Source organism: Rhodococcus sp. T7, from assembly GCF_009872365.1.
Taxonomy (GTDB): Bacteria; Actinomycetota; Actinomycetes; order Mycobacteriales; family Mycobacteriaceae; genus Rhodococcus_F.
Genome location: NZ_WXYH01000176.1, coordinates 1 through 21470, shown reverse-complemented (window position 1 = coordinate 21470; position 21470 = coordinate 1). Strand labels below are relative to the sequence as shown.

Sequence of the window (21470 nt, the reverse complement as noted above, 5' to 3'; positions counted from 1 at the left end):
ATATTCGAGGAGGCGACGATCAATGACTTCAAGCGGCTGATGGACCTGAACGTCTACGGCCAGTTTCACGGAGTCAAACCGTTTTGCCGTACCTCGAGGCCCAGGGCGGAGGATCGATCGTCAACATGTCCTCGATCGCCGGCATGATCGTGTGGCCGAACCTTCACCCCGGATACTCGGCGTGGAAGGGCGCCAACCGATTGCTGAGCAAGAGTGCCGCAGCTGATCTGGCCAAGCACAACATCCGGGTGAACTCGGTGCACCCCGGGATCATTCACACGCCGCAGAGTGACTACCTGGTGTCGGACGAGGAAGTGCTGCCGCAGCTTCTCGCGGCGGTGCCAAAGGGGCGGGTCGGTCGGCCGGAGGAGGTCGCCGAACTCGTGCTCTTCCTCGCGAGTGACGAGTCGTCGTACATCACCGGTCAGGAATTCGTGATCGACGGCGGGTACACCACGATCTAAGGACGGCTCGGCGGTCGCGATCAGTGTCGTCAAACGTGAGTGACCGTGCCCCCGGGCAGCCCTGGGCGCACGGTCACGTCAGACGCTCGGCACAGCCGCTATCGAGGCAGATTCTTCGTGAAAAAGGTGTTCAGCTTCTCTGCTGCCTGCGAGACGTACTGATCGACGTCGTAGAGGTCGACGTGGGTGGCGCCCTCGATCTCGAACAGTTCGGCAGTGACTCCGCCGGCCGCGACCGCGCCCTCGCTGAAGCCCTTGGTCTCGGCTTCGGTTCCCGCGATCATCAGCAGCGGCCTGGGTGCGATCTTGGCGACGCCGGCGTAGGCGTCGAACTGCTCGAGTTGGTCGACGCTGCGCAATGCGAATTTCCCGATGGACCGGGGGTGCTGTGCGCGGGGCGTCTTGTAGTAGTCGAAGAATTCCGCGACGGCCTTCGGCGTCGACGCGTCTACCGAGTCCGGCAGCACGGGCACCATCGGGACCTGCTCACCCTTCGCCTCCGCGGTCCGCGCGGCGCCGGCCTGATCGACCAGCTTGGTGAAGCCCTCGGGGTCCGGCACCCGGAAGAAGCAGGTGGCGTCGGCGCCGCTGACGGTGGCGACTGCCTTCATCCGGTGGTCGGTTTGCGCGGCGAACGGCACGTAACCGCCGGAGGCGCAGATGCCGAGGACGCCGATCCGCTCGGGGTCCACGTCGTCGCGGGTGCTCAGGTAGGTCACCGCGTTGCGGAAATCCTCCGCGCGCTGGAACGGATCCTCCAGTCCGCGCGGCTCGCCCTCGCTCTCACCCTGGTACGCGGCATCGAATGCCAGGGTGATGAAACCCTGATCGGCGAGACGCTGCGCGTACAGTGCCGCGGTCTGTTCCTTGACGCCGGTCATGGGATGGCCGACGACGATCGCGGGCAGCGGTCGTTCGGCGTCGGTCGGGGTGTAAAGGTGGCCGGCGATCTGAAAACCGCTGCTGGTGAACCGAACCTCGGTTCTGGTGGTCATGATGCCTCCGTGGTGTCGGGAGATTTCCGATCCGCGTGCCGGATCGCTCGACATCAAGTCTCGGAGTTCCGGGGAAAGAGGGGAAGGGAGACATTTATCCTGGGAAGAATCTTTCCCAGGATACTTTCGCACCCCGGATCTATCCTGGTTGTATGCCCGGCCAGGTCCAGCAGGAACCACATCTACGTGAGCTCGGCGCGTTTCTCAAGACGCGCCGTGGTGAGCTGTCACCGTCCGACGTCGGGCTTCCGGACCTCGACCAACGTCGCCGGGTGAGTGGTCTGCGGCGTGAGGAGGTCGCGCAACTCGCCGCGATCAGCACCGACTACTACACCAGGATCGAGCAGGGGCGGCTCGGCCCCTCCGAGCAGGTGCTCGCGGCGTTGGTGCGAGCGCTGCAACTCGACTCGGATCAATGCGAGTACCTCGACAGTCTGGCCGATCACGCCACCCACCGATCCGCGCCCCGTCCGGCATCGCAGTCACGCGCCGGGGCCAGCCGGGTGCGGCCGCAGGTGCGCCGGCTTCTGGATCAGCTGACGGAGACTCCGGCGATCGTGCTCGGACCGCGGACCGACATCTTGGCGTGGAATCCGCTGGCCACCAAGGTGTATGCGGATTTCGACGGAATGGCGCCGCACGAGCTGAACTACGTCCGGCTCATCTTCACTGACCCTCGGATGCGCGAGCTGTTCGCCGACTGGACCGCGGTCGCGAGGTCGTGTGTGGCGATCCTGCGCCGCGAGGCGGCCACCAATCCGGCTGATCCGGCCCTGTCCGCGCTCGTCGGCGAACTCACGATCGCCGACCGTCAGTTCGGCCAATGGTGGGCAGCGAGAAACGTTGCGCGTCAGGACTTCGGAGTCAAGGTGCTCAACCATCCGGTAGTCGGTGAACTGACCCTGGACTGGGAGATCTTCCGCTACTCCGGCGCACCAGAGCAGCAGTTGGTGCTCAACTCCGCCGAGGACGGGTCGCCGACCCAGGAACGCTTGGCGCGACTGAGCCGGACGTAGCCCGCGGAGCGCTACACAGACAGAAGACCTACGGGTTCTCGGCGAAGATCGGGCTGGCGGAGACGAACGGGCTGAATTCCATCCGGCGCGTTTGCCATTCGCCGTCACGCCGGACGAACTCCAGCGCATAGCCACCTGACAGCAGTTGGTTGACGCCGTCGTCGGTGAGCCGGAAGTAGAAGACGTCGGTCTTCGCGGTCGACGTGTCACCATGGACGTCGATCACCGGATTGGTGATGTGGTGGTGGCATTTGGGCACCTGCTCCCACACCTTGTGCACCAGTGCGCGGATTCCGTCGATCCCGTGGCCTTCGCCTCGGGGAAGTACATAGTCCGCGTCTTCGGACCAGATGCTCATGAACGTTTCTTCGTCCTGCTTGTCGATGCCGTGGCAGTACTTCGACATCAACATCTTGATTTCCTCGATGTCGATTACCCACTGGATCTTCTCCTGCGGGATACCTGCTTGTTCTGTCATGTCGTTCCTTCGGTGTGGATTTGCCGGTTCGGTGTGTGCTCAGTCGTAGACCACGACCCCGCGAATGTTTCTGCCCGCGTGCAGGTCTTCATAGCCCTGCGCCACCTGGTCGAGGGAGTAGGTCTGCGTGACCATCTCGTCGAGCTTCAGGTCGCCGGACCGATACAGGTTGACCAGCCGCCGTACGTCCCAGTTCGCGTTGGTCGCGCCGAACAGCGATCCCTTCAGCCGCTTCTGATACAGCGTCAGCTCGTGCAGCGAGATGGCGGCGCCGACCGCGTCGTGGGGGCCGATGGACGTGATCACAGCGGTTCCGGCCTTCCGGACCGCACCGAATGCGTGGCGAACGTGCTCGGCACCGAGAACGCCGACGGTGACGATCGCCGAGTCCGCGCCCTGGCCGCCGGTGAACTGGCGGGCGAGTTCGGCGGCCTCCTCCGCGGAGGCGACCGCGTGCGTCGCGCCGAACACGGCCGCCTGCTCGCGCTTGAACGGCACTGGGTCGACGGCGATCACGTTCTGTGCGCCGACGAACCGCGCGCCCTGCAAGGCGCTGGCGCCGAGTCCGCCGATGCCGTAGACGATCACCGTGTCGCCGGGCTGCACGTCGGCGACGTTGACGGCCGAGCCCCACCCGGTGCTCACGGCGCAGCCGATGAGACACGCCTTGTCGAGCGGAATGTCGTCGTCGATCTTGACGACCGAGTCGAGCGAGGCGGTCGTGTGGTCGACGAACGTCGAGATGCCGCAGAGTTGGCCGACGGGCTGACCGTCGTCCAGTCGCAACCGGTAGGTGCCGTCCGTCCAGCGCGGGCCCGCGAGGATCCCGGCCGCGAGGTCGCACAGGTTGGACATGCCCGACGCACACCAACGGCAATGACCGCACGACGGGATCGCGGAGAACACGACGTGGTCGCCCTCCTGGATTCCCTTGCTGTTCGGTCCGACCTTGGTGACGATGCCGGCGCCCTCGTGACCGAGAGCGAACGGGCACGGGTCGAGCGGGGAGTCTCCGGTCACGTGGTGGTCGTCCGAGTGGCACATGCCGGAGGCAACCATCTTGACCTGGACTTCATCCGGGCGGGGATCCTCGATTTCCATCTCGGCGACCTCGAGCTTGCCCGGGGACGTGCGGATGATCGCGCCACGAACCTTCATGATGTTTCTCCTTCTCCTTGCGACTGGCCGGGCTAGAGCAGATCGACGAGCAGATCGATGCCGCCGAGTTTCGGGCCCGGCTCCCGGGACGCCGTGTGCAGGCAGGTTTGGCATTTGACGACGTCGAACCAGCCGTCCTCGGTCAGGACGGGGTATCTGCGCAGGTCGGATGACCCGCACGGCTTACAGGTGCCGGACACCGGGGTCCGGACCACCGACAGGGTCGGCTCGGTGGGCCGGGTGAATTGGATGGGCATGACTACTCCTTCTCGCGCAGGCCGGCGCGCAGTTCGGCGGTGGCGGCGGCGTCCACGACGAGTCCCTCGGGGTCGGTGTGGGGGTCGCCGAGGACGACGACGCCGTATTTCGCGGCAGCGGCTTCGACGGTCACGTAGCCGTCGCGGACGTCGCGCTTGACGACGTCGGGGTCGCGGTCGACGGGGGCGCCGAACCCGCCGCCGGCGTTGGTCAGGTAGCGGAACGTGGCGCCCGGCCGGGTCTGCCACGTGCGCTCACTCGCGTAGTAGGCGTACGTGCCGCCCGGGTCGGGCAGCTTCGTCACCGGGTCGACGATGCCCGCGACGGGTGTCGACGCCGCGTACGTTCCCTCGTCGTCGGGGAGGAAACGGACGTCGGCGCCGTCGCGGTCGAACAGCCACAGTCCGCCCTGTGCGCCGTCGCCTGCGCCGGCTGCCCCGATGCCGCTGGGCCTGCGGAACCGGAACGGTGCCACCTGGTGGCTCGCGGCGCCCGTCCACGTGACGTCCTTGAGGATCGCCGCGCCGCCGCGTTGCTGCCCGACCCCTGCGGTGTCTACCGCGTACTCCTTGCGCATCACCATCACCGGGAACTGCGCCTCGAGGCTCTCGGTCGCCGGGCTGAGGATGTTGATCAGATACGGGCAGGCGTGGCCCTCGCCGTCGTGGAGTGCGTCTGCGCCCGTCGGTCCGGTCTCGCCGCCTGCCATCGCCGAGCACGCCCATGGAGTGCCGTCTTCGGTGACGCCGAACGCGTTGTGCACGTTGTTCGTACCGCAGTCGCCGCCGATCCCGCGGGCGCCGAGTGTCTCGCCGAGCGCGTCGATGATCGCGGTCATGACGGTGTTCGCGACCTCCCAGTAGAAGAAGATCGCCCCGTCCGGCGGCATGGCGCTGGCGATGGTCCCGGGCGGGATGACGATGTCGATGTTGCGGAACGAGCCCGACGTGAAGTGGCCGTTCGGGTCCAGCAGCAGTTTGAGACCCACACCTACGGCGGTCTTGGCGTCCAGTGGGCCGGCGTTGATGGCGCTGCGGGCCTGTCGCGACGACCCGCTGAAGTCGACCTCGACCCGATCGCCGCGCTTGAGGACGGTGAGCCGGATCAGGTATTCCTCGTCGGCATCGACGGCGTCGGCATCGATGCTCGCCGTGCCCACGTAGTCGCCGTCCGGCAGTTCGGCCACGGCGAGCCGCATGCGTTCGGCGGTGGCGTCGCACGCGTATACGAGGGACCCGAGGTAGGCGTCGATCCCGTATCGGTCGACGGCCTCGGTGATCATCGATTCACCGAACCGACAGCAACTCTGGATGGTCTTGTAATCGGGGAGTTGGATCTGACCGAATCGCGAGTTGTCGAAGATCAGCGAGAACGTCTCCCGCACCGGCTCCTCGCCGCGGAACAGCAGCCGGGGGCTCACGACGAGGCCCGTCTCGTAGGTGTTGTGCTTGTTCGTGTCGAAGCCACCCGGTGTGATGCCGCCGATATCGATGACGTGGGCGCGGAGCAGGACGAAGCTCACGATCCTGCCCTCGTGGAACACCGGGCGGATGAAGCACATGTCGTTGACGTGCGTACCGACGCGGGTCGGGTCGTTGCAGATCAGCAGGTCGCCGGGTCCTAAATTCTCGACGCCGAACTCCTCGACGGCGGTGCGCACGCCGTCCTGGAGCGTGCCGAGAAACACGGTCAGGCCGTTGGTCACGGCGACCATCCGATAGTTCTGCTCCGGCGGGCCGATGATGGCGGAGGCGTAGTCCATCGCCAACGCGATGATGGGTGAGAACGCCCGGTGCAGCAGCCCGGTGGCAACGTGATCGGCGGTGGCGCGCAGTCGGTTCGACAGCACCGAGGCGGTGAACGGGTCAGCCGTGTAGCGCGCGGCGAACTCCGCGTCCGTCAGATCGCGGATCAAGCGATCGGGGGTTGTCGGGTTCGCGACGTCACGGATGAGGTCGATGGTCATCGGGACTCCTGGTTCTGGATGTCGGCGCGGCGGATGACGATCTCGCCGGCAGTGCCGACGGTGGCGGTCATCGTGCGCGGGACGTAGGTGGTGCACAGGGGCTCGCGGATGACGGCGGGGCCTGTGACGGTGTCGCCGAGCATGAGGTCGTCGCGCTCGTACTCGTCCGCCTCGATGTCCTCCGAGTCGAGGTAGCGGAGCATGATCGTCCGAATCGGGCGCAGCACGTCACCGTCGGTCCGGCGGGGCGGGGTGGGGAACTCGATCTTGTCGGTGGGAACGACCGCGTGCAGCCGATAGGTGACGCCCATGACGGGGTTCTGTGGGAACCGGTTACCCGACTTCTGCTCGTAGTGGTCGTGGAAGTTCGTGATCATCTGGTCGACGACGTCGGGCGTGATCGGCCCGGACGGCACCGGGACGAACGGCGTGTCCCACACCTGTCCGATGAGCTGGCCGTCGAAGGTCCGCACGAACTCGGCGCTGTCCGCCTCGGCGCCGAGAGTCTTCCGCATCGAGTCTTCCATGCGGCGGTAGATCTCGTCGATGTCTGCGGCCGACTCCGGTGTCATCAGCCGGTAGGCGCTGCGCCTGTCGGAATGCACCTGATCGGTGCTGACCAGGCCGAGTGCCGAGAACAGGCCGGGGTGCGGCGGGACGATGACGCTCTTCAGCGGCATCTGCTCGAGCAGGGCCGGCAGCGTCATCGGGCCCGCCGCACCGAACGCGACGAGCGAGTACTCACGGGCGTCGACACCGTTCTTGACGACGACCTCGGTGATGCCCTCGACGATGTTGTTGACGGCGGTCTGATACGCGAACCGGACCCGGTCGGAGAATTCGAAACGGGACTGCAGATCCGCGAAGGCCTTGCGGGACAGCGCGGGGTCCAGGCGGGACCGTCCGCCGGCGAACCGCTCACCGTCGAGGATCCCGGCGAGCAGGAAGATGTCGGTGGTCGTGGGCTCGGTGCCGCCGCGGCCGTAGCAGGCCGGTCCCGGGTTGGCGCCTGCGCTCTCGGGCCCGACCTCGATCTCCCCGATCGGGGAGACGCGCACGATGCTCCCGCCGCCCGCGCCGACGCTGACGACCTCGTTCGACAGGGTGCTGACCACGAGGTCGTACTCGATGTCGAAAGACGTCTTGACCACCGGCTGATGATCGGTGACGACGCTGATGTCGCAGGAGGTGCCGCCGACATCGGCGCAGAGCAGGTCGGGGGAGTCGATCGACTTGCCCAAGTGCGCACACGCCATCGTGCCTGCGGCAGGCCCGGAGAACAGGATTCGCGAGGGTTGCGCCACCGCGAGCTCGACGGGGGTGAGGGTCGCGGCGCAGTCGGCGAAGCTCAGGTCGCCGGTGAAGCCGAGGTCTGCCAGGCCGGAGGCGAGGCGGTCGGAGTAGGTGCCGTAGATGATCTTGCACAGCACGTCGATGGTGGTCGTCGACGCTCGCGCGTACTCGTGTGCCAGCGGGGAGACCTCGCTGGACAGCGAACAGGGAACGTCGCCGAGGACCTCACGCACCAGCTCGGCGAGACGCCGTTCGTGCGCGTCGTTGACGTAGGAGTGGAGCAGGCAGATGGCGACGCCCTCCACGTCGCAGCGCCGCAGCACCTCCAGCTCGCGGCGCGCCTGGTCCTCGTCGAGGGCGACGACGACCTCGCCGGCAGCCGACAGACGCTCGACGACGCCCCGGCGCAGGTACCGCGGAACGATCGGCTTGCTCGAATCGCTGAACGAGCGGCGCCAGTGCGGGTCGGTATTCGCCTCCGCAGGCCGGGCGGCACGCGCCATCTCCAGCATGTCGCGGTGACCGAATGTGGTGAGAAAGGCTACCTTTGGCACCTTCCGGGTGAGGATGGCGTTGAGACCGTGCGTACTGGCGTGGTTGAACGCGTGCACATCGGCGACGCGTGCCTCGCCCGCTCCCTGCAGCACACCCAGGTGGGTGTCGGTGGTGTTGGTCGGAACCTTGATGGTGTCGACGTCGTTCCCGGTCACCCGGACGATGTCGGTGAACGTACCGCCCACATCCACGCCGATAAGGGATTTCATGTGTGTAGCTCCTCGGGGATTCGACGAAAACGGAACGAGTGGCATCGAGACGCGCTCCGTACTCGACCGTTGGAAGAGAAAGTTATGCCGGTGAGAGCTCCGTCACAATCCAGGAACCGCACGACGGCATCCCGTTTGCGCATACGGCGCGAGAAACCGACGAAATCGCTGTTCGAGGCGATTTCTGGGACTTCGTACCGGCCCCCGGTACTTACTTTCCGCACCGCAGCGACCTACTATCCACACAAGAGCAGAGTGCGCAGGCTCCGGCCACGTGCGCCGGGAGGTGGACTGTGTCGACTCGACATGATGGATCGTCGTCGGTGATGAACATGCGTACCACCGACCCGGACCTCGCCCATTCCGAACTGATCAAGATCTTCGTGGAACACGATCTGAAGGTCAGTCACGACGACCGCCTGGACTTCGCCCTCGATTTGGTGCCATCAGAGTCGATCGTGCTCGGCCGCATAGGGTTCGGCGTAGAGATCTGCTTCGAGGCGCCCCCGATGGAGTCGGCCTATCAGGTCAACATTCCGCTTCGCGGCACGTGTGTGCTCGCCCAGCGCGGTCGAAGGAGCACGGCCGCGGCGGGGCGTGAGGGCATCGTCATGGACCCGGTGACGTCGGTGTCGTATCGGTGGGACGAGAGTTCGACGCAATTGGCCATCAAACTCCCCCGAGGCCGCCTCGAGGCGCACGCGGCCAGACTCGCCGGCATCAGCCGGCCGGGCACCATCGAGTTCGAGCCGTCGTTCGATCTCACCACCGCCGGCGGTCAGGCCGTGCTGGCCACCGTGAACTTCGCATTCGTGGAGTTGGCACGCCCCGGCGGACTGGAGGCGATTCCGTCTGCGCGCGACGGCCTCGAATCGTTGCTCATGACCCAGCTACTGTCCGTGGTACCGAACCAGTACACGCCGCTGCTGAACCAGCCCGGCGGAACCGCGACCGATCGCACCGTCCGCGACCTCGTCGAGCGCATCAAACGTGATCCCGCGGCGGTTCGGGAGACCGCGGACCTGGTTGCCATGTCGGGCCTCTCACCCCGCGCCCTTCAACTCGCCTTCCGCGAGCAAGTCGGCGTATCGCCCATAACGTTCGTGCGTGAGGTGCGCCTGGACCGGGTGCACCAGGATCTGCTGAATGGCCGCGGATCGGTCAGTGAAGTCGCCGCCACATGGGGCTTTCACCATCCCGGGCACTTCGCTCGCCACTACCGCACGCGCTTCGGCGTCAGTCCGTCGGAAACGCTGCGGGCCGCCGGAACGCACTGAAACATGCTCGGTGGGAACGAGACACGGCGGGCTCGAGTAGTGGCGTCCCGCCGTCGCTCGGTCACCGAAATGCCGCTGCCGCGGTGGCGATGGTGACCGCGACGAGGAGGAGCACGTAGGTGATTGCGTGGACGCGGTCGGGCAGGCGGGGTGGCCGCCGCCGCAGGAGGACGATCACCGGCAGTGCGCCGAGGAGCAGAGCAAGCGCCGCGGCCACGTCGACCGAGCCGACGAGTGCGGTCCCCGACGTCGATTCGGGAGCACCGGCGACGAGGAAGGTGAGGGCCGCAGGCAGGCTGATCGCGAGGGTCAGCGGGTTCGCGAGGGTCGTGGCCACGTCCATTCCCTGGCCGGCGCGGCGGAGGAGTGGCACTGTCATGACGCTGCCGCCGACGCCGAGGAACGCCGCGGTCGCGCCGATCGGAAGTCCGAGCGGGGTCGGGATCGCGAACTGCTGTTGTGGGTGGATCGTGTTCGGCGTATTCGGACGAACAAATCCCGGTCGCAGCAGGACGTCGACGATCGTCACGACGAGGTAGAGCACGAATCCCCACTGGATGACGGCACCCGGTACGTGCCGCGCGAGGAGTGCACCCGCGATGCCGCCGAGTCCGAGAAGAACGAGGAGCCCGCGCGCCCGTCGTAATCGCCGCAGCATCGTGCCGGGCGTCGCGGCGGTGGCGACGGCGGCATTGATCAGCATGACCGCAGCGGACGTGGCGACGGCGACCTGCGCCGCGGTGTCACCGATCCCGGACTCGGCCCAGAGGATGACGGGGACGGTCACGAATCCGCCACCGAAACCGAACAGGACGGTGGTCACTCCGGTGACGAGACCGATGAGGACGAGGACGAACAGACTCACGGGGTCCAGTTCACCGTACGGACGCCGTGACGACAATCGAATGCTGGTCGGGTTCTTTCGAGAGTCAGCCCCGGTAGGTTCGAATGCTGTGAGGAATGTGCCGCTCAGCGAGGTCGACGGTGTCGAGCGGGACGTGCTGGCAATCGCGACCGACTACTCGCCCGGGTTCCTGCTGGACTGGCACGAGCATCGCCGTGCGCAGTTCCTGTACGGCGCTACCGGAACGATGATCGTCGACACGGGCGACGGCACGTGGACGGTCCCCACAGCTCAGGGGGTGATGATCCCACCCGTGACTCGGCATCAGGTGCGGATGCTCGACGCGACCACGAGCAGCCTGTACATCGAGCCGGTCGCGGTGCCGTGGTGGCCCTCGTCGTGCGTTGTGGTCGAGGTGTCGTCGTTGCTCCGCGAATTGCTGCTCGTCGCTGCGGATCTGCCCGCCGCATACGACCGCGGAGGGCGCGACGGCGCCATCGCGGCGCTGCTGCTGTTCGAGCTGTCGACCCTCGGGTCGCTGCCGCTGCATCTCACTCTGCCGGCGTCGCCCGATCTGGTCGCGCTGTGCAGGGACTATCTCGGCACGCCGGAGGCCGGTGTGACGAACGCCGACTGGGCGGGCCGGGTGGCGATGAGCGAACGTGCCTTCACGAGAAAATTCGTCCGCGAGACGGGTATCAGTCCGGCGGCGTGGCGGCTGCGGGCTCGGTTGCTGGCGGCCATCCCGATGTTGCGCTCGCAACCGGTGACCCGGGTCGCGACGAGTCTCGGGTATGCGTCGCCGGCCGCGTTCTCGTACGCGTTCAGCCACGAGTTCGGCATGTCACCATCCGCCGTGGGCCGCCGCGAAGGCATATCTCGTCGTCGGTGAATTACTGTGTCACGTAACGGTTTCCCGCGATGGTTTCAGCATCGCCGCCGAAAGTCGGTGAGGATGCGGTCCCGCAGTGCCGGGTCGAGATCTTCGAGCGACAGTTCGCCGAGGGTGTGCACCGTCTGTTTCATCTGGTCGACGTAGTTGGCGCAGCCGCCGCATTCGCCCACGTGCGTCTCGAACCTGGCCTTGTTCTGCGCGGCGAACGCATCCTCGAGGTAGACGGTGACGAGTTCGACCAGTTCCTGACAGTCCATCGTTCGTTTCGATTCCTTCACGGGAGCGCCTCCTGAGTCCCGCCGACCCAGCGTCTGCGGCTATTGCCACAGTGTCCTGAAGTGCCCGGATCGTTACACCGGACGGAACGGCGGGCGGATGCGTGGTGGCGACAGGCGGCGCGGGCGTACGGTCGAGGTCATGACCGAGGACAACCAGGTTGCGCCGTGGGACGACATCTACCGAGGCGATGCGAAGGAATTTTCGGGGCCGGTGCCGTGGAACATCGGTGAGCCGCAGCCCGAGATCGCCGCGCTGATCGCGGAAGGCAAATTCCGCAGCGACGTGCTGGACGCGGGGTGCGGACACGCCGAAACGTCCCTCCAGCTGGCGGCGCAGGGGTACACGGTGGTCGGTCTGGACCTGTCTCCGACGGCCATCGCGGCGGCACAGGCGGCAGCGGCCGATCGTGGCCTGACGACGGCCACGTACCAGGTGGCGGACATCAGCTCGTTCACCGGTTTCGACGGCCGATTCGCGACGATCGTCGACAGCACCCTCTTCCATTCGCTGCCCGTGGACCGGCGGCGCGACTATCTGCAGGCCGTCGCCCGGGCGGCCGCACCCGGCGCGTCGTATTACATCCTGGTGTTCGCGAAGGGCGCCTTCCCCGAGGGACAGGGGCCGAACCCGGTGACCGACGACGAGCTACGAGAGGCTGTCGCCGAATACTGGACCATCGACGACCTCCGCCCGGCGTTCATTCACGCGCTGCTCGGTCCGGACGAGGCCGCGAACTGGCAGCGCGACGACAAGGGCCGAACCATGCTGCCTGCATGGCTCCTGTCGGCTCACCGCGACTGAGTTGCGACCGCGCCGCCACTGGTCTGCTAATCGAGATCGGGCAGCGGCCGGGTGCAGACGTCGTGTGCGTCGGCGGCCGAGAGACCGAACGTGCGGAGGATGTCTTCGGTGATCCGGTCGGTCGCTTCGGCGGCGTCGCGATCCGGTTGATCGTGCAATAGCTGACCGAGGCCGACGATGGCGCCGGCAGCGAGGACGAGCGCCAGCTCGGGGTCGCGAACGGCGAAACGGCCTGCTGCGACGGCTGTTTCGATGTCCCGTTGGGCGCGGGGCGCCAGGCCGCGATCGGCGGTGATCAGTGCGGGCCCGTTGTTGAGGAGGACTCGGCTCAGCTCCGGTTCCTTTCGGAACAACCTGCCGGTCAACCGGAAGCTCTGCGCGAAAATCTCGGCGGGATCGTCGAGATCCCCGGTCAGCCTGTCGAGCATGTTGCCGTGCGATTCCAGTGCGTCGTCGACGGCGGCCCGGAAGAGGTCGTCCTTGCTCTCGAAGTGGTTGTAGAACGAGCCCATCCCCACGTCCGCCGCCTGGGTGATCTCCAGGACCGGCGCATTGAGCTTCCCGTCGGCGATGAACGCCTGTGCCGCCCGGACCAACGCCGCGCGAGTGTGCGCCTTCCTGCGCTCGAGCCGGCTCTCCGCCGCACGCTCCTGCGTGGCCATCTCCTGGGGCACCACCTCTCAGCCGCTGATCGGCGCAGCCAACGTAGCACACAACCTCAGTGGTGACGATTTCGTCAAGACTATTGACTGACTGATCCCTCATGAGTGACGATATCGTCAATTAGTGAGGAGCGGCACATGACGAGTCATCACACCGACGCCCACCGCAATCTGCACAGCGAGCACGGAGCGCTGCGCGGTGAACATCCCGGCCGGGCGCCGAATCCGGTCGTGAAGGTGCAGGATCTGGCGTGGCTGGAGTTCCGGAAGCCGGATCTCGACCGAGCGGAAGTCTTCGCGCACGCCTTCGGTTTCACGACCGCCCTGCGCACCGCCGAGCAGTTGCAGTTGCGGGGAACCGACGCCGGGGCGCCGTGCGTGATCATTCGTAGGGGACCGCGATCGTCGTTCGCCGGTGCGGCGTTTCTCGCGGCGGACGCCACCGACGTCCTGCGGCTGGCGGAGGCGACCGGCCATACTGTCGAACGGTTGCCGGAGAGCCTCGGCGGCATCGAGGTCGATCTCACGGATCCGAGCGGCGGCTCGGTGCGAGTGGTCGCCGACGTGGATCGGCTCCCCGCGCTTCCGGCCCAGTCGCCCCGCGCCTACAACTTCGGGCACGACCGGGGCCGGGAGAACGCCACCCAGCGACCGCCGCGGGAACCGGCCCGTGTGCAGCGACTCGGACACGTGGTCCTGCAGAGCACGCGGTACTTGGAGAACCTCAACTGGTACCTGAAGAACCTGGGCCTGATCGTCAGCGACTTCCTGTTCTACCCGGACCAGCGCGAGCGCGGCCCGGTGATGAGCTTCATCCGTTGCGATCGCGGCGAAACACCGAGCGACCACCACACCGTGGCGATGACCCTCGGTCCGAGCAACCGGTACGTGCACTCCGCGTATCAGGTCTGCGATCTCGACACCCTCGCGGCGGGCGGTGAGTACCTGCTCGATCGGGGCTACCACCGCTCGTGGGGAATCGGACGCCACATCCAGGGCAGCCAGATCTTCGACTACTGGCGCGACCCGGACGGATTCCTGGTGGAGCACTTCAGCGACGGCGACCTGTTCGACTGCTCTCTCGAACCCGGGTGGGCACCGATGAGCGCGTCCGGGCTGGCCCAATGGGGGCCGCCGGCGACCAAGGACTTCCTCGGCGTCTCACCCGACAGGGCGTCCCTGCGGGAACTGCGCGCCATGATCACCTCGCTCCGCGAGGACAACGAATTCGATTTCCAACGCCTCCGCGGCCTGCTGAAAGTAGCTTCCTCATGAGTATTTCCGTCCTCCGCACCACCGACGGCTGGTGGGTGCAGACCCCCTCCGGCGCAGCCGAAATCGACACGGCGGCCACCAGCACGGCGCAACTGCTGGCGGACCGGGCGGCCATCGAAACCGCGGCGTCCGCCGGCCATACGATCCCGGTCGAAACCCTCGACCTGATCTCTCCCGTCACCGCACCGTGCCGGGTGGTGGCCCAGATGACCAATTTCGTGTCGCACGTGAAGGACTCGGGTATGAACCCCGATACCGTGCCGCTGACCTTCTTCCGTAAATCGTCCGGGTCGATCAGCGGGCCCTACGACGACGTGATCAAACCCGGCCACGTCCGGTTCCTCGACTACGAGGTGGAAATCGGGCTGGTCTTCGGCCGGTCCGTGCCGGTGGGTACCGCGATCGACGAGGACAATATTGCCGACTTCGTCGCCGGTCTGGTCGTCACCAACGACGTCTCGGCCCGCGACATCCAGCTGCCGAAAACCCAGTTCTACGAGGCGAAGTCGTACCCGACCTTCACTCCGGTCGGCCCGGCGCTGGTGCTGCTGGAGGCGGGGGAGTTCAAGCGTTTCGAGGATCTCCGCCTGACGCTGCGAGTGAATGGAGTTGTCCGCCAGGACATGACGGTGTCGGACATGATCTACCGTCCCGTCGAGGCGCTACGGGCGCTCACCAAGTTCCAGCGTCTGGACGCCGGTGATCTGCTGCTCACTGGCACCCCGGGTGGCACCGCGCTGAAGGCCCCCGCGAAGCCGATCGAAATCCTCGGCTCACTCCTGCCCCCGGCGGTGAAGTGGAAGAATTTCTTCGCGTCCCAATCGAAGAACTCGAAGTACCTACAGGACGGCGACGTCGTCGAACTGTCGATCGCCACCGACGACGGAGCCCTCGATCTGGGCATCCAACGCACCGTCGTGAGGTACGCCCGGTGAGCAACCAAATATCGTGGCCGGCCTACGACCACCCGCGCGATCTCGCTGCCATCGAGGCGGTTCCGCTCGAGGACCGGGGGCTGCCCACCTCCACGTACCATCTGCTGGTTCGGGCGGCGGGCCTGTGGCCCGAGCGCACCGCGCTGACCGTCCTCCCCGACGGCGCGCGCTGGCGCGAACCCGTGAGCCGGACGTACGCGCAGGTCCTCGCGGACGTGCACCGCGCCGCCAACGTCCTCCACGACGCCGGTGTCGGGCGAGGCGACGCCGTGGCGCTGATGTCTCCGAACTGCGACGAACTGATCACCGCGACCCTCGCCGCGCAGGTCGCGGGGATCGCCGCACCGATCAACGCGGGCCTGTCCACCGGGCAGATCGCCGAGTTGCTGCGCCGAACGGGAGCACGCGTGATGGTCGCCGCCGAACCGAATCTCGATGCCCGGATCTGGTCGACCGCACGGGCTCTCGCCGCTGCCGGTGCGATCGACACCCTGCTGCTGCTCCGCCCGACCGGCACCCGGGTGCCTTCGGACCCACCGGTCATCGACGGGGTCCGGGTCGCCTACCTCGACGCGGCGGGGCGGGACACGACCGGTTTCGCCGGCGTCGCCCCGACGGGGCACGACCTGGCGGCACTGTTCCACACGGGCGGCACCACGGGCGCCCCGAAGTTGGCCGCTCACACGCACACGAACGAGGTGGCCGACGCGTGGATGATCGCGGCCAACTCGGTGCTCGACGACGATTCCCGCGTCTTCGCCGCCCTACCGTTGTTCCACGTCAACGCCCTGATCGTCACGGTGCTCGCGCCGATGCTGCGGGGGCAGTCCGTGATCTGGGCCGGGCCGGCCGGATACCGGGACGCCGCACTCTACGGGGAGTTCTGGAAGATCGTCGAGCACTACCGCCTCGCGGCGATGAGCGCGGTGCCCACCGTGTACTCGGTGCTCGAGCAGTGCCCCGTCGACGCGGACATCTCCAGCCTGCGAGTGTGCATGGTGGGGGCGTCGACGCTGCCCCCGGCGGTGCGTGACGGCTTCGAGTCCCACACCGGTGTCCGACTGCTCGAGGGGTACGGCCTGACCGAGGCGACCTGCGCCAGCGCCCGCAGCTTTTCCACCGCGCCCCGCCCGGGGTCGGTGGGGCAACGGATGCCGTACCAGCAGATCAAGACCGTGCGCGTCGCACCGGACGGCCGATGGACCGACCTGCCCGACGGGGAGGTCGGCACGATCGCGATCAGCGGCCCCACCGTCTTCGCAGGCTACGTCGTCGGCCGGGACGCGGACGGGTTCGTGCTCGACGAGAAGGGTGCGCTCGTCGACGGCTGGCTCGACACCGGCGATCTCGGCCGTGTCGACCCCGACGGTTTCGTGCACCTGACGGGGCGTGCGAAGGATCTGATCATCCGCGGTGGCCACAACATCGATCCGGCGGTGATCGAGGACGCACTGCTCGCACACCCAGCCGTGACCGGAGCGGCCGCCGTCGCATGCCCGGATATCCACTCGGGGGAAGTTCCGGTTGCCTATGTGACGGTGACGGCGAGCGCCGAAGTGACCGAGCAGCAACTGCTTTCCTGGGCCGCCGAACACGTCGTCGAGTCGGCCGCCACCCCGAAATCGGTGACCGTGATCGATGCCCTGCCGGTCACCGAGGTCGGCAAACCGTACAAGCTCGCCCTCCGCGCCGACGCGGCCCGTCGTGTGGCCGAGGACGCTGTCGTCGGCGTGGCCGGCGTGGAGAGCGTTCACACCGTCGTCGAGGGCGGAACCGTCGTCGTCCTCGTCACCGCACGTCCCGGCGGCGACACGACCAGGGTGAAGGCGGCGCTCGACCGGTTGCCGGTCACGTGGCGGTTCGGGATGACGTCGTGATCGCCCCGCACTATCCGGTCGTCATCGTCGGCGCCGGGCCCACCGGACTGACGGCCACAACGCTGCTGGCCCGGTTCGGGGTCGAATGCCTGCTGCTGGACCGGTGGGACGGTGTGTACCCGCAACCGCGGGCGGTCCACCTCGACGACGAGGTGTACCGCATCCTCGCCCGGCTCGGGCTGGCCGAAGAATTCGCGGAAATCTCGCGACCGTCCCGCGGTCTGCGACTGGTCGACCGGGACATGACGATCCTGGCCGAGTTCCGCCGCGACAACGCTCGAAACCTCCACGGCTTCCCGCAGGCGAACATGTTCGATCAGCCCGAACTCGAGACACTTCTCCGCGGGAGGCTCAGGCGCCACGACCGCGTCAGCATGTGCGGCAACAGTGAGGTCACGCGCGTCGCGCACGGCCGCGACCACGTGCGGATGCACTTCACCGACCGGGTCACCGGCGAGCGGCGGGCGGTCCGCGCCGACTACGTACTCGGCTGCGACGGCGCCAACAGCACCGTGCGAACCTCGATCGGCTCGGCGATGGAGGATCTGGGATTCGAGCAACGCTGGCTCGTCGTCGACATCGCCACCGACGCGGACCTCGATCAGTGGGAAGGCGTGCATCAGGTGTGCGACCCGGTACGGGCGGCGACCTACATGCGGATCGGTGACACCCGCTACCGCTGGGAGTTCCGGCTGCGGCCCGGCGAATGCGCGGCGACCTACGCCGACCTCGACGCCCTGCGTCCGCTGATCACGCCCTGGACGGCGAACGTTGCCGACACCGACCTCGAGCTGATCAGAGTGGCGGACTACACCTTCCGCGCCCAGCTCGCCGACCGGTGGCGCGACCGGCGAGTATTCCTGCTGGGCGACGCGGCGCACCTGACGCCACCGTTCATCGGCCAGGGCATGGGCGCCGGACTGCGGGATGCGAGCAACCTGACGTGGAAGCTGGCCGGCGTCCTGGGTGGGACCCTGTCCGAATCCTGCCTCGACACGTATCAGCGCGAACGAAAGTCGCACGCGAAGTCCATGATCCGGCTCGCAGTCGGCATCGGACGGGCGATGACCGAGGGCGGTGAACTCGGTAACGTTCTGCGCAGGCGGATCGCTCCGATGGCACGGTGGATTCCTGGTCTGAACGCCAAGGTCACCGACAGCGCGACGCCGCCACTGCGGACCTCCGGCTTCGTCGAGACGGGGCTGCGCCGGGGACTGGCCGGCACGCTGTGCCCCAACCCGGTCGTCGACGTCGACGGTGGGCGACTCGACGCGCGGGCGCCCGGACGGTTCCTCGTGGTGTCGTCGACTCCGCCCACCCCCGGTCAGCGGTACGAGATCGACCGACGCGGGGCCGTCGTCGTAGCGGCCGCACCCGATTCCGAACTCGGCCGGTGGCTTGCCCGCGGGCACGCCGTCGCGGCGATCGTGCGTCCCGATCGGACCGTCATGCGGGCCGGGCGATCACTCTCGGCGGTGTACACCGCTCTGCCGACGTTCCTCCCGCCGACCGAATTCGACGAGAGCACCTGTGGCGCCGGGTAGGTCTGGTCCGTAATGCCTCTCGTACGTTTAGTCTTGCTGCATGACCTGGGCGGCGCAGGACGGCGACGAGGACGAATTCGCGTACGTGTTCACCGGCGAACTCGCTCAGCGTGTGGTGGACGAGGTGAGCCCCCGACTGGACTACAACATCAATCTGATGGACCGCAACGGCCGAATCATCGGGTCGGTCGACGGGACGCGTATCGGTACCGTGCACGCCGGTGCACTCGAGGCCATCCGGGACGGCCGGCAGGTCCTCGTGGACACCGACGAAGAATCTGCGGAGGTCAGAGCCGGGATCAACATTCCCCTGACGCTCGACGGGCGGATCGTCGGTGCCGTGGGCGTCACGGGCGACCCAGGCGAGGTCGAATCGGTGTGCAACGTCCTCGCACTCACCGTGGAACTGTTGTTACGGAATGAGCAGCACCGGGACAGTTCACGGTGGCGGGAAGCGGCCGTGCGCGAACTGCTCCTCGGCCTGGTGAACGGAACCGTCACCGAAAACGGCCTGCTGGAAGCGTTACGCCACATCGGATCACCGATGACCCCTCCGTGGAACATCACGGCGGTCGTCCCCGCATCGGGCAGCGGATCGTGGTCCCTTCCCTCGTCCACGTCGGTGGCCCTGCTTCGACGGGTCCAGGGGGTCGCCGGGGTGGTCGCGGCCGAATTGCAGGGCGCGGTGTGGATTCTGAGCGGTTCGGTGACAGACCGCACACTCGCCGCGACCCGGCAGCGGCTGCGCACCGGCGACGTCCGTCTCATCACCGGCAGGCATGCCGCTACGTCTCGCGAATTGTCCGTGGACGCTGCCCGGCTGGGTCTCCTCCTGGCCCGGGCGCACCTGCTGCCCGCGGGGGAGGAGACGAAACTCTCCGCACTGGTGCCCGAAACAGCTGTCGCACAGCAGTCCCGGGAGATTTCACACGACACCGTGGAGCGCGTCCTCACGCCGCTGTCCGCGACCCTGCGCGAGACCGCTCGCGCCTTCCTCGACCACGATCTGTCGATCGCGGCGACGGCGACCGCCCTCGAGGTGCACCGCAACACGCTGGTCCAGCGCCTCGATCGGATCCAGCACGTCACCGGATTGAACCTGCGCACCTTCGACCACGCCGTCGCCATGCGGCTGGCACTCCTCGCGGCCGCGGCGCTGGAGGATCCGTATAGAGGAGCGTGAAGCGCTGCCGAGCACGTCCGACAATATGCACATATTTAGCGGCCAGAATTGAGTGAGAATCCGTGCAGAATGTACATGTGATGCCGAGCGTGGGAGACCTAGGCTCTATTCATGCGAAAGCGCACACCTACCGTTGTCCTCGCTCCCGACTCGTTCAAGCAGAGCGTCTCCGCCGTTGACGTCGCAGCCGCGATGGCCGCCGGTGTTCGTGCAGTGCTCGGCGCCGACGTCCGGATCGTGCAATGCCCGCTCGCGGACGGTGGCGAGGGCACGTTGCAGACGTTCCTCTCGGCCGGCAACGCCGAGCCCCGGGTGATCCACGCTCGCGATGCCCTCGGACGCCCGCGGAGCGCCCGCTACGGACTGTCGAACGACGGCAGGGTCGCGATCATCGAGGCCGCGGAAGCGAACGGTCTGCCCCACGTGGCGGACGTTCCACCGTCACCGTTGCGGGCGGATACCTTTGGCGTCGGCGAAATCGCCGTGAGCGCACTGGAAGACGGTGTCGAAGAAGTCCTTCTGTGCATCGGAGGCAGCGCAACCACCGACGGGGGCACCGGGATGCTCCGCGCACTCGGAGTCCGATTCCTCGACGCAGACGGTCATGACGTGGAACCCGGCGGTGCGAGGCTCGGCGACATCGTCACCATCGACGAGTCGCAGTTGCACCCCCGGGCGCGGTCGGTGCGCTGGCGCGTCGCGACCGACGTCGACAATCCCCTCTGCGGGGAGAACGGGGCGGCCGCGGTGTTCGGGCCGCAGAAGGGCGCGACGGCCGACCAGGTCCGCGAATTGGATTCCGGGCTCGGACAGTTGGCGATCGCTCTCCGCGATGCCTACGGGGCCGACGTTCTCACTCTACGCGGAGCGGGAGCGGCCGGCGGGATGTCAGCCTGCCTGAGCGCAATCCTCGCCGCGGAACTGGTGCCCGGCAGCGATCTCGTCTCGGAAACGGTGGGGCTGCGGTCTCTGTGCGCCGACGCGGACCTGGTGATCACGGGGGAAGGGGCCTTCGACGTGCAGTCGCTGCAGGGGAAGGTGGTGCAGGGCGTCGTTCGTCAGACGCCGACCGAGTGCCCCGTGGTCGTGATCGCCGGTACGGTTCGCCTGTCCGCAGCCGAGATTCGCGCTGCCCGGATCTCGGCGGCGTTCTCCATCGCCCGCGGTCCGGCGGAACTCCACGAATTGCTCGACAACACCGCCGAACTCCTTCAGGAGGCAACCGCTCAGGTCGTCGGACTGATCGACAGCCAATGGAGCCGCCCCGCGTCGACGCCGACGCATGCGCGAGCGACCGCGGACAGTCCGTCGTGACGAACCTGTCAAGTCACACAACTACTCTCAACTCAGCCGCGAGGAGTCACATGCCCACCATCGATCTCGAACGGTCCGTGTCACACACTACACAGCCCAGTCTGCTCAGTAGGTCCCGACGCACGAAGATCGTATGCACACTTGGACCTGCTACCGCCACCGGTGACCGTATTCGCGAGCTCGTCGAAAGCG

19 protein-coding genes and 1 pseudogene are annotated in these 21470 nt (G+C 67.2%); 11 read left to right on the top strand and 9 right to left on the bottom strand.

Annotation, left to right across the window (positions count from 1 at the left end; translation table 11 throughout):
- Positions 1-77: 77 nt before the first annotated feature.
- Positions 78-464: pseudogene (locus MLGJGCBP_RS50560) on the top strand (SDR family NAD(P)-dependent oxidoreductase); the annotation flags it as partial.
- A gap of 98 nt (positions 465-562) precedes the next feature.
- Here MLGJGCBP_RS50560 and MLGJGCBP_RS18015 read toward each other — a convergent pair.
- Positions 563-1513, bottom strand: a complete 951-nt coding sequence (locus MLGJGCBP_RS18015) for an alpha/beta hydrolase (protein ID WP_201453110.1) — start codon at positions 1511-1513, stop codon at positions 563-565.
- Positions 1514-1611: 98 nt separating this feature from the next.
- Between MLGJGCBP_RS18015 and MLGJGCBP_RS18010 the strand changes: the two genes are divergently transcribed.
- Complete coding sequence (locus tag MLGJGCBP_RS18010) at positions 1612-2475, top strand: helix-turn-helix domain-containing protein (protein WP_160097386.1); 864 nt, start codon at positions 1612-1614, stop codon at positions 2473-2475.
- Between the two features lie 28 nt (positions 2476-2503).
- On the opposite strand, the gene MLGJGCBP_RS18005 is transcribed toward MLGJGCBP_RS18010, so the two are convergent.
- From MLGJGCBP_RS18005 to MLGJGCBP_RS17985, 5 genes are read right to left on the bottom strand one after another with little or no spacing between them, the layout of a single operon-like run.
- Positions 2504-2953: a nuclear transport factor 2 family protein gene (locus MLGJGCBP_RS18005; RefSeq protein WP_160097384.1), complete on the bottom strand. Its 450-nt coding sequence runs from the start codon at positions 2951-2953 to the stop codon at positions 2504-2506.
- 39 nt (positions 2954-2992) lie between these two features.
- Positions 2993-4111: an NDMA-dependent alcohol dehydrogenase gene (locus MLGJGCBP_RS18000; protein ID WP_160097382.1), complete on the bottom strand. Its 1119-nt coding sequence runs from the start codon at positions 4109-4111 to the stop codon at positions 2993-2995.
- A 32-nt stretch (positions 4112-4143) separates the two neighbouring features.
- Positions 4144-4368, bottom strand: coding sequence for a hypothetical protein (locus MLGJGCBP_RS17995; RefSeq protein ID WP_160097380.1), 225 nt, complete (start codon positions 4366-4368; stop codon positions 4144-4146).
- Between the two features lie 2 nt (positions 4369-4370).
- Positions 4371-6335, bottom strand: a complete 1965-nt coding sequence (locus MLGJGCBP_RS17990; RefSeq protein WP_160097378.1) for a hydantoinase B/oxoprolinase family protein — start codon at positions 6333-6335, stop codon at positions 4371-4373.
- Positions 6332-8392: a hydantoinase/oxoprolinase family protein gene (locus MLGJGCBP_RS17985; RefSeq protein ID WP_160097376.1), complete on the bottom strand. Its 2061-nt coding sequence runs from the start codon at positions 8390-8392 to the stop codon at positions 6332-6334. The genes MLGJGCBP_RS17990 and MLGJGCBP_RS17985 overlap by 4 nt, the downstream gene beginning before the upstream one ends.
- Before the next feature lie 332 nt (positions 8393-8724).
- Here MLGJGCBP_RS17985 and MLGJGCBP_RS17980 point away from each other — a divergent pair, with 332 nt between their 5' ends.
- Positions 8725-9669 (top strand): AraC family transcriptional regulator, encoded by a 945-nt coding sequence (locus MLGJGCBP_RS17980; RefSeq protein WP_160097374.1) that lies wholly within the window; start codon positions 8725-8727, stop codon positions 9667-9669.
- A 61-nt stretch (positions 9670-9730) separates the two neighbouring features.
- Here MLGJGCBP_RS17980 and MLGJGCBP_RS17975 read toward each other — a convergent pair whose 3' ends face one another.
- Positions 9731-10528, bottom strand: a complete 798-nt coding sequence (locus tag MLGJGCBP_RS17975) for a sulfite exporter TauE/SafE family protein (RefSeq protein ID WP_160097490.1) — start codon at positions 10526-10528, stop codon at positions 9731-9733.
- 94 nt (positions 10529-10622) lie between these two features.
- Between MLGJGCBP_RS17975 and MLGJGCBP_RS17970 the strand changes: the two genes are divergently transcribed.
- Positions 10623-11405 (top strand): AraC family transcriptional regulator, encoded by a 783-nt coding sequence (locus MLGJGCBP_RS17970; RefSeq protein ID WP_201453108.1) that lies wholly within the window; start codon positions 10623-10625, stop codon positions 11403-11405.
- A gap of 35 nt (positions 11406-11440) precedes the next feature.
- Here MLGJGCBP_RS17970 and MLGJGCBP_RS17965 read toward each other — a convergent pair whose 3' ends face one another.
- On the bottom strand, positions 11441-11686 hold the full coding sequence (locus tag MLGJGCBP_RS17965; RefSeq protein ID WP_442972107.1) for an anti-sigma factor family protein: 246 nt from the start codon (positions 11684-11686) through the stop codon (positions 11441-11443).
- Between the two features lie 139 nt (positions 11687-11825).
- Between MLGJGCBP_RS17965 and MLGJGCBP_RS17960 the strand changes: the two genes are divergently transcribed.
- Entirely contained in the window at positions 11826-12488 is a 663-nt protein-coding gene (locus tag MLGJGCBP_RS17960) for a class I SAM-dependent methyltransferase (protein WP_160097370.1), read from the top strand.
- A 26-nt stretch (positions 12489-12514) separates the two neighbouring features.
- Here MLGJGCBP_RS17960 and MLGJGCBP_RS17955 read toward each other — a convergent pair whose 3' ends face one another.
- Positions 12515-13150, bottom strand: a complete 636-nt coding sequence (locus MLGJGCBP_RS17955; protein ID WP_160097368.1) for a TetR/AcrR family transcriptional regulator — start codon at positions 13148-13150, stop codon at positions 12515-12517.
- A gap of 138 nt (positions 13151-13288) precedes the next feature.
- Between MLGJGCBP_RS17955 and MLGJGCBP_RS17950 the strand changes: the two genes are divergently transcribed.
- The 6 genes from MLGJGCBP_RS17950 (at position 13289) to MLGJGCBP_RS17925 (ending at position 21278) form a co-directional block, all read left to right on the top strand.
- Entirely contained in the window at positions 13289-14425 is a 1137-nt protein-coding gene (locus MLGJGCBP_RS17950; protein WP_160097366.1) for a VOC family protein, read from the top strand.
- Complete coding sequence (locus MLGJGCBP_RS17945; RefSeq protein WP_160097364.1) at positions 14422-15360, top strand: fumarylacetoacetate hydrolase family protein; 939 nt, start codon at positions 14422-14424, stop codon at positions 15358-15360. The genes MLGJGCBP_RS17950 and MLGJGCBP_RS17945 overlap by 4 nt, the downstream gene beginning before the upstream one ends.
- On the top strand, positions 15357-17237 hold the full coding sequence (locus MLGJGCBP_RS17940) for an acyl-CoA synthetase (RefSeq protein ID WP_160097363.1): 1881 nt from the start codon (positions 15357-15359) through the stop codon (positions 17235-17237). The genes MLGJGCBP_RS17945 and MLGJGCBP_RS17940 overlap by 4 nt, the downstream gene beginning before the upstream one ends.
- Positions 17213-18781, top strand: coding sequence for a bifunctional 3-(3-hydroxy-phenyl)propionate/3-hydroxycinnamic acid hydroxylase MhpA (gene mhpA, locus MLGJGCBP_RS17935; protein ID WP_236581182.1), 1569 nt, complete (start codon positions 17213-17215; stop codon positions 18779-18781). The genes MLGJGCBP_RS17940 and mhpA overlap by 25 nt, the downstream gene beginning before the upstream one ends.
- 40 nt (positions 18782-18821) lie before the next feature.
- On the top strand, positions 18822-19964 hold the full coding sequence (locus MLGJGCBP_RS17930) for a sugar diacid recognition domain-containing protein (RefSeq protein ID WP_160097361.1): 1143 nt from the start codon (positions 18822-18824) through the stop codon (positions 19962-19964).
- A 111-nt stretch (positions 19965-20075) separates the two neighbouring features.
- Positions 20076-21278: a glycerate kinase gene (locus MLGJGCBP_RS17925; protein ID WP_160097359.1), complete on the top strand. Its 1203-nt coding sequence runs from the start codon at positions 20076-20078 to the stop codon at positions 21276-21278.
- Positions 21279-21470: the final 192 nt, after the last annotated feature.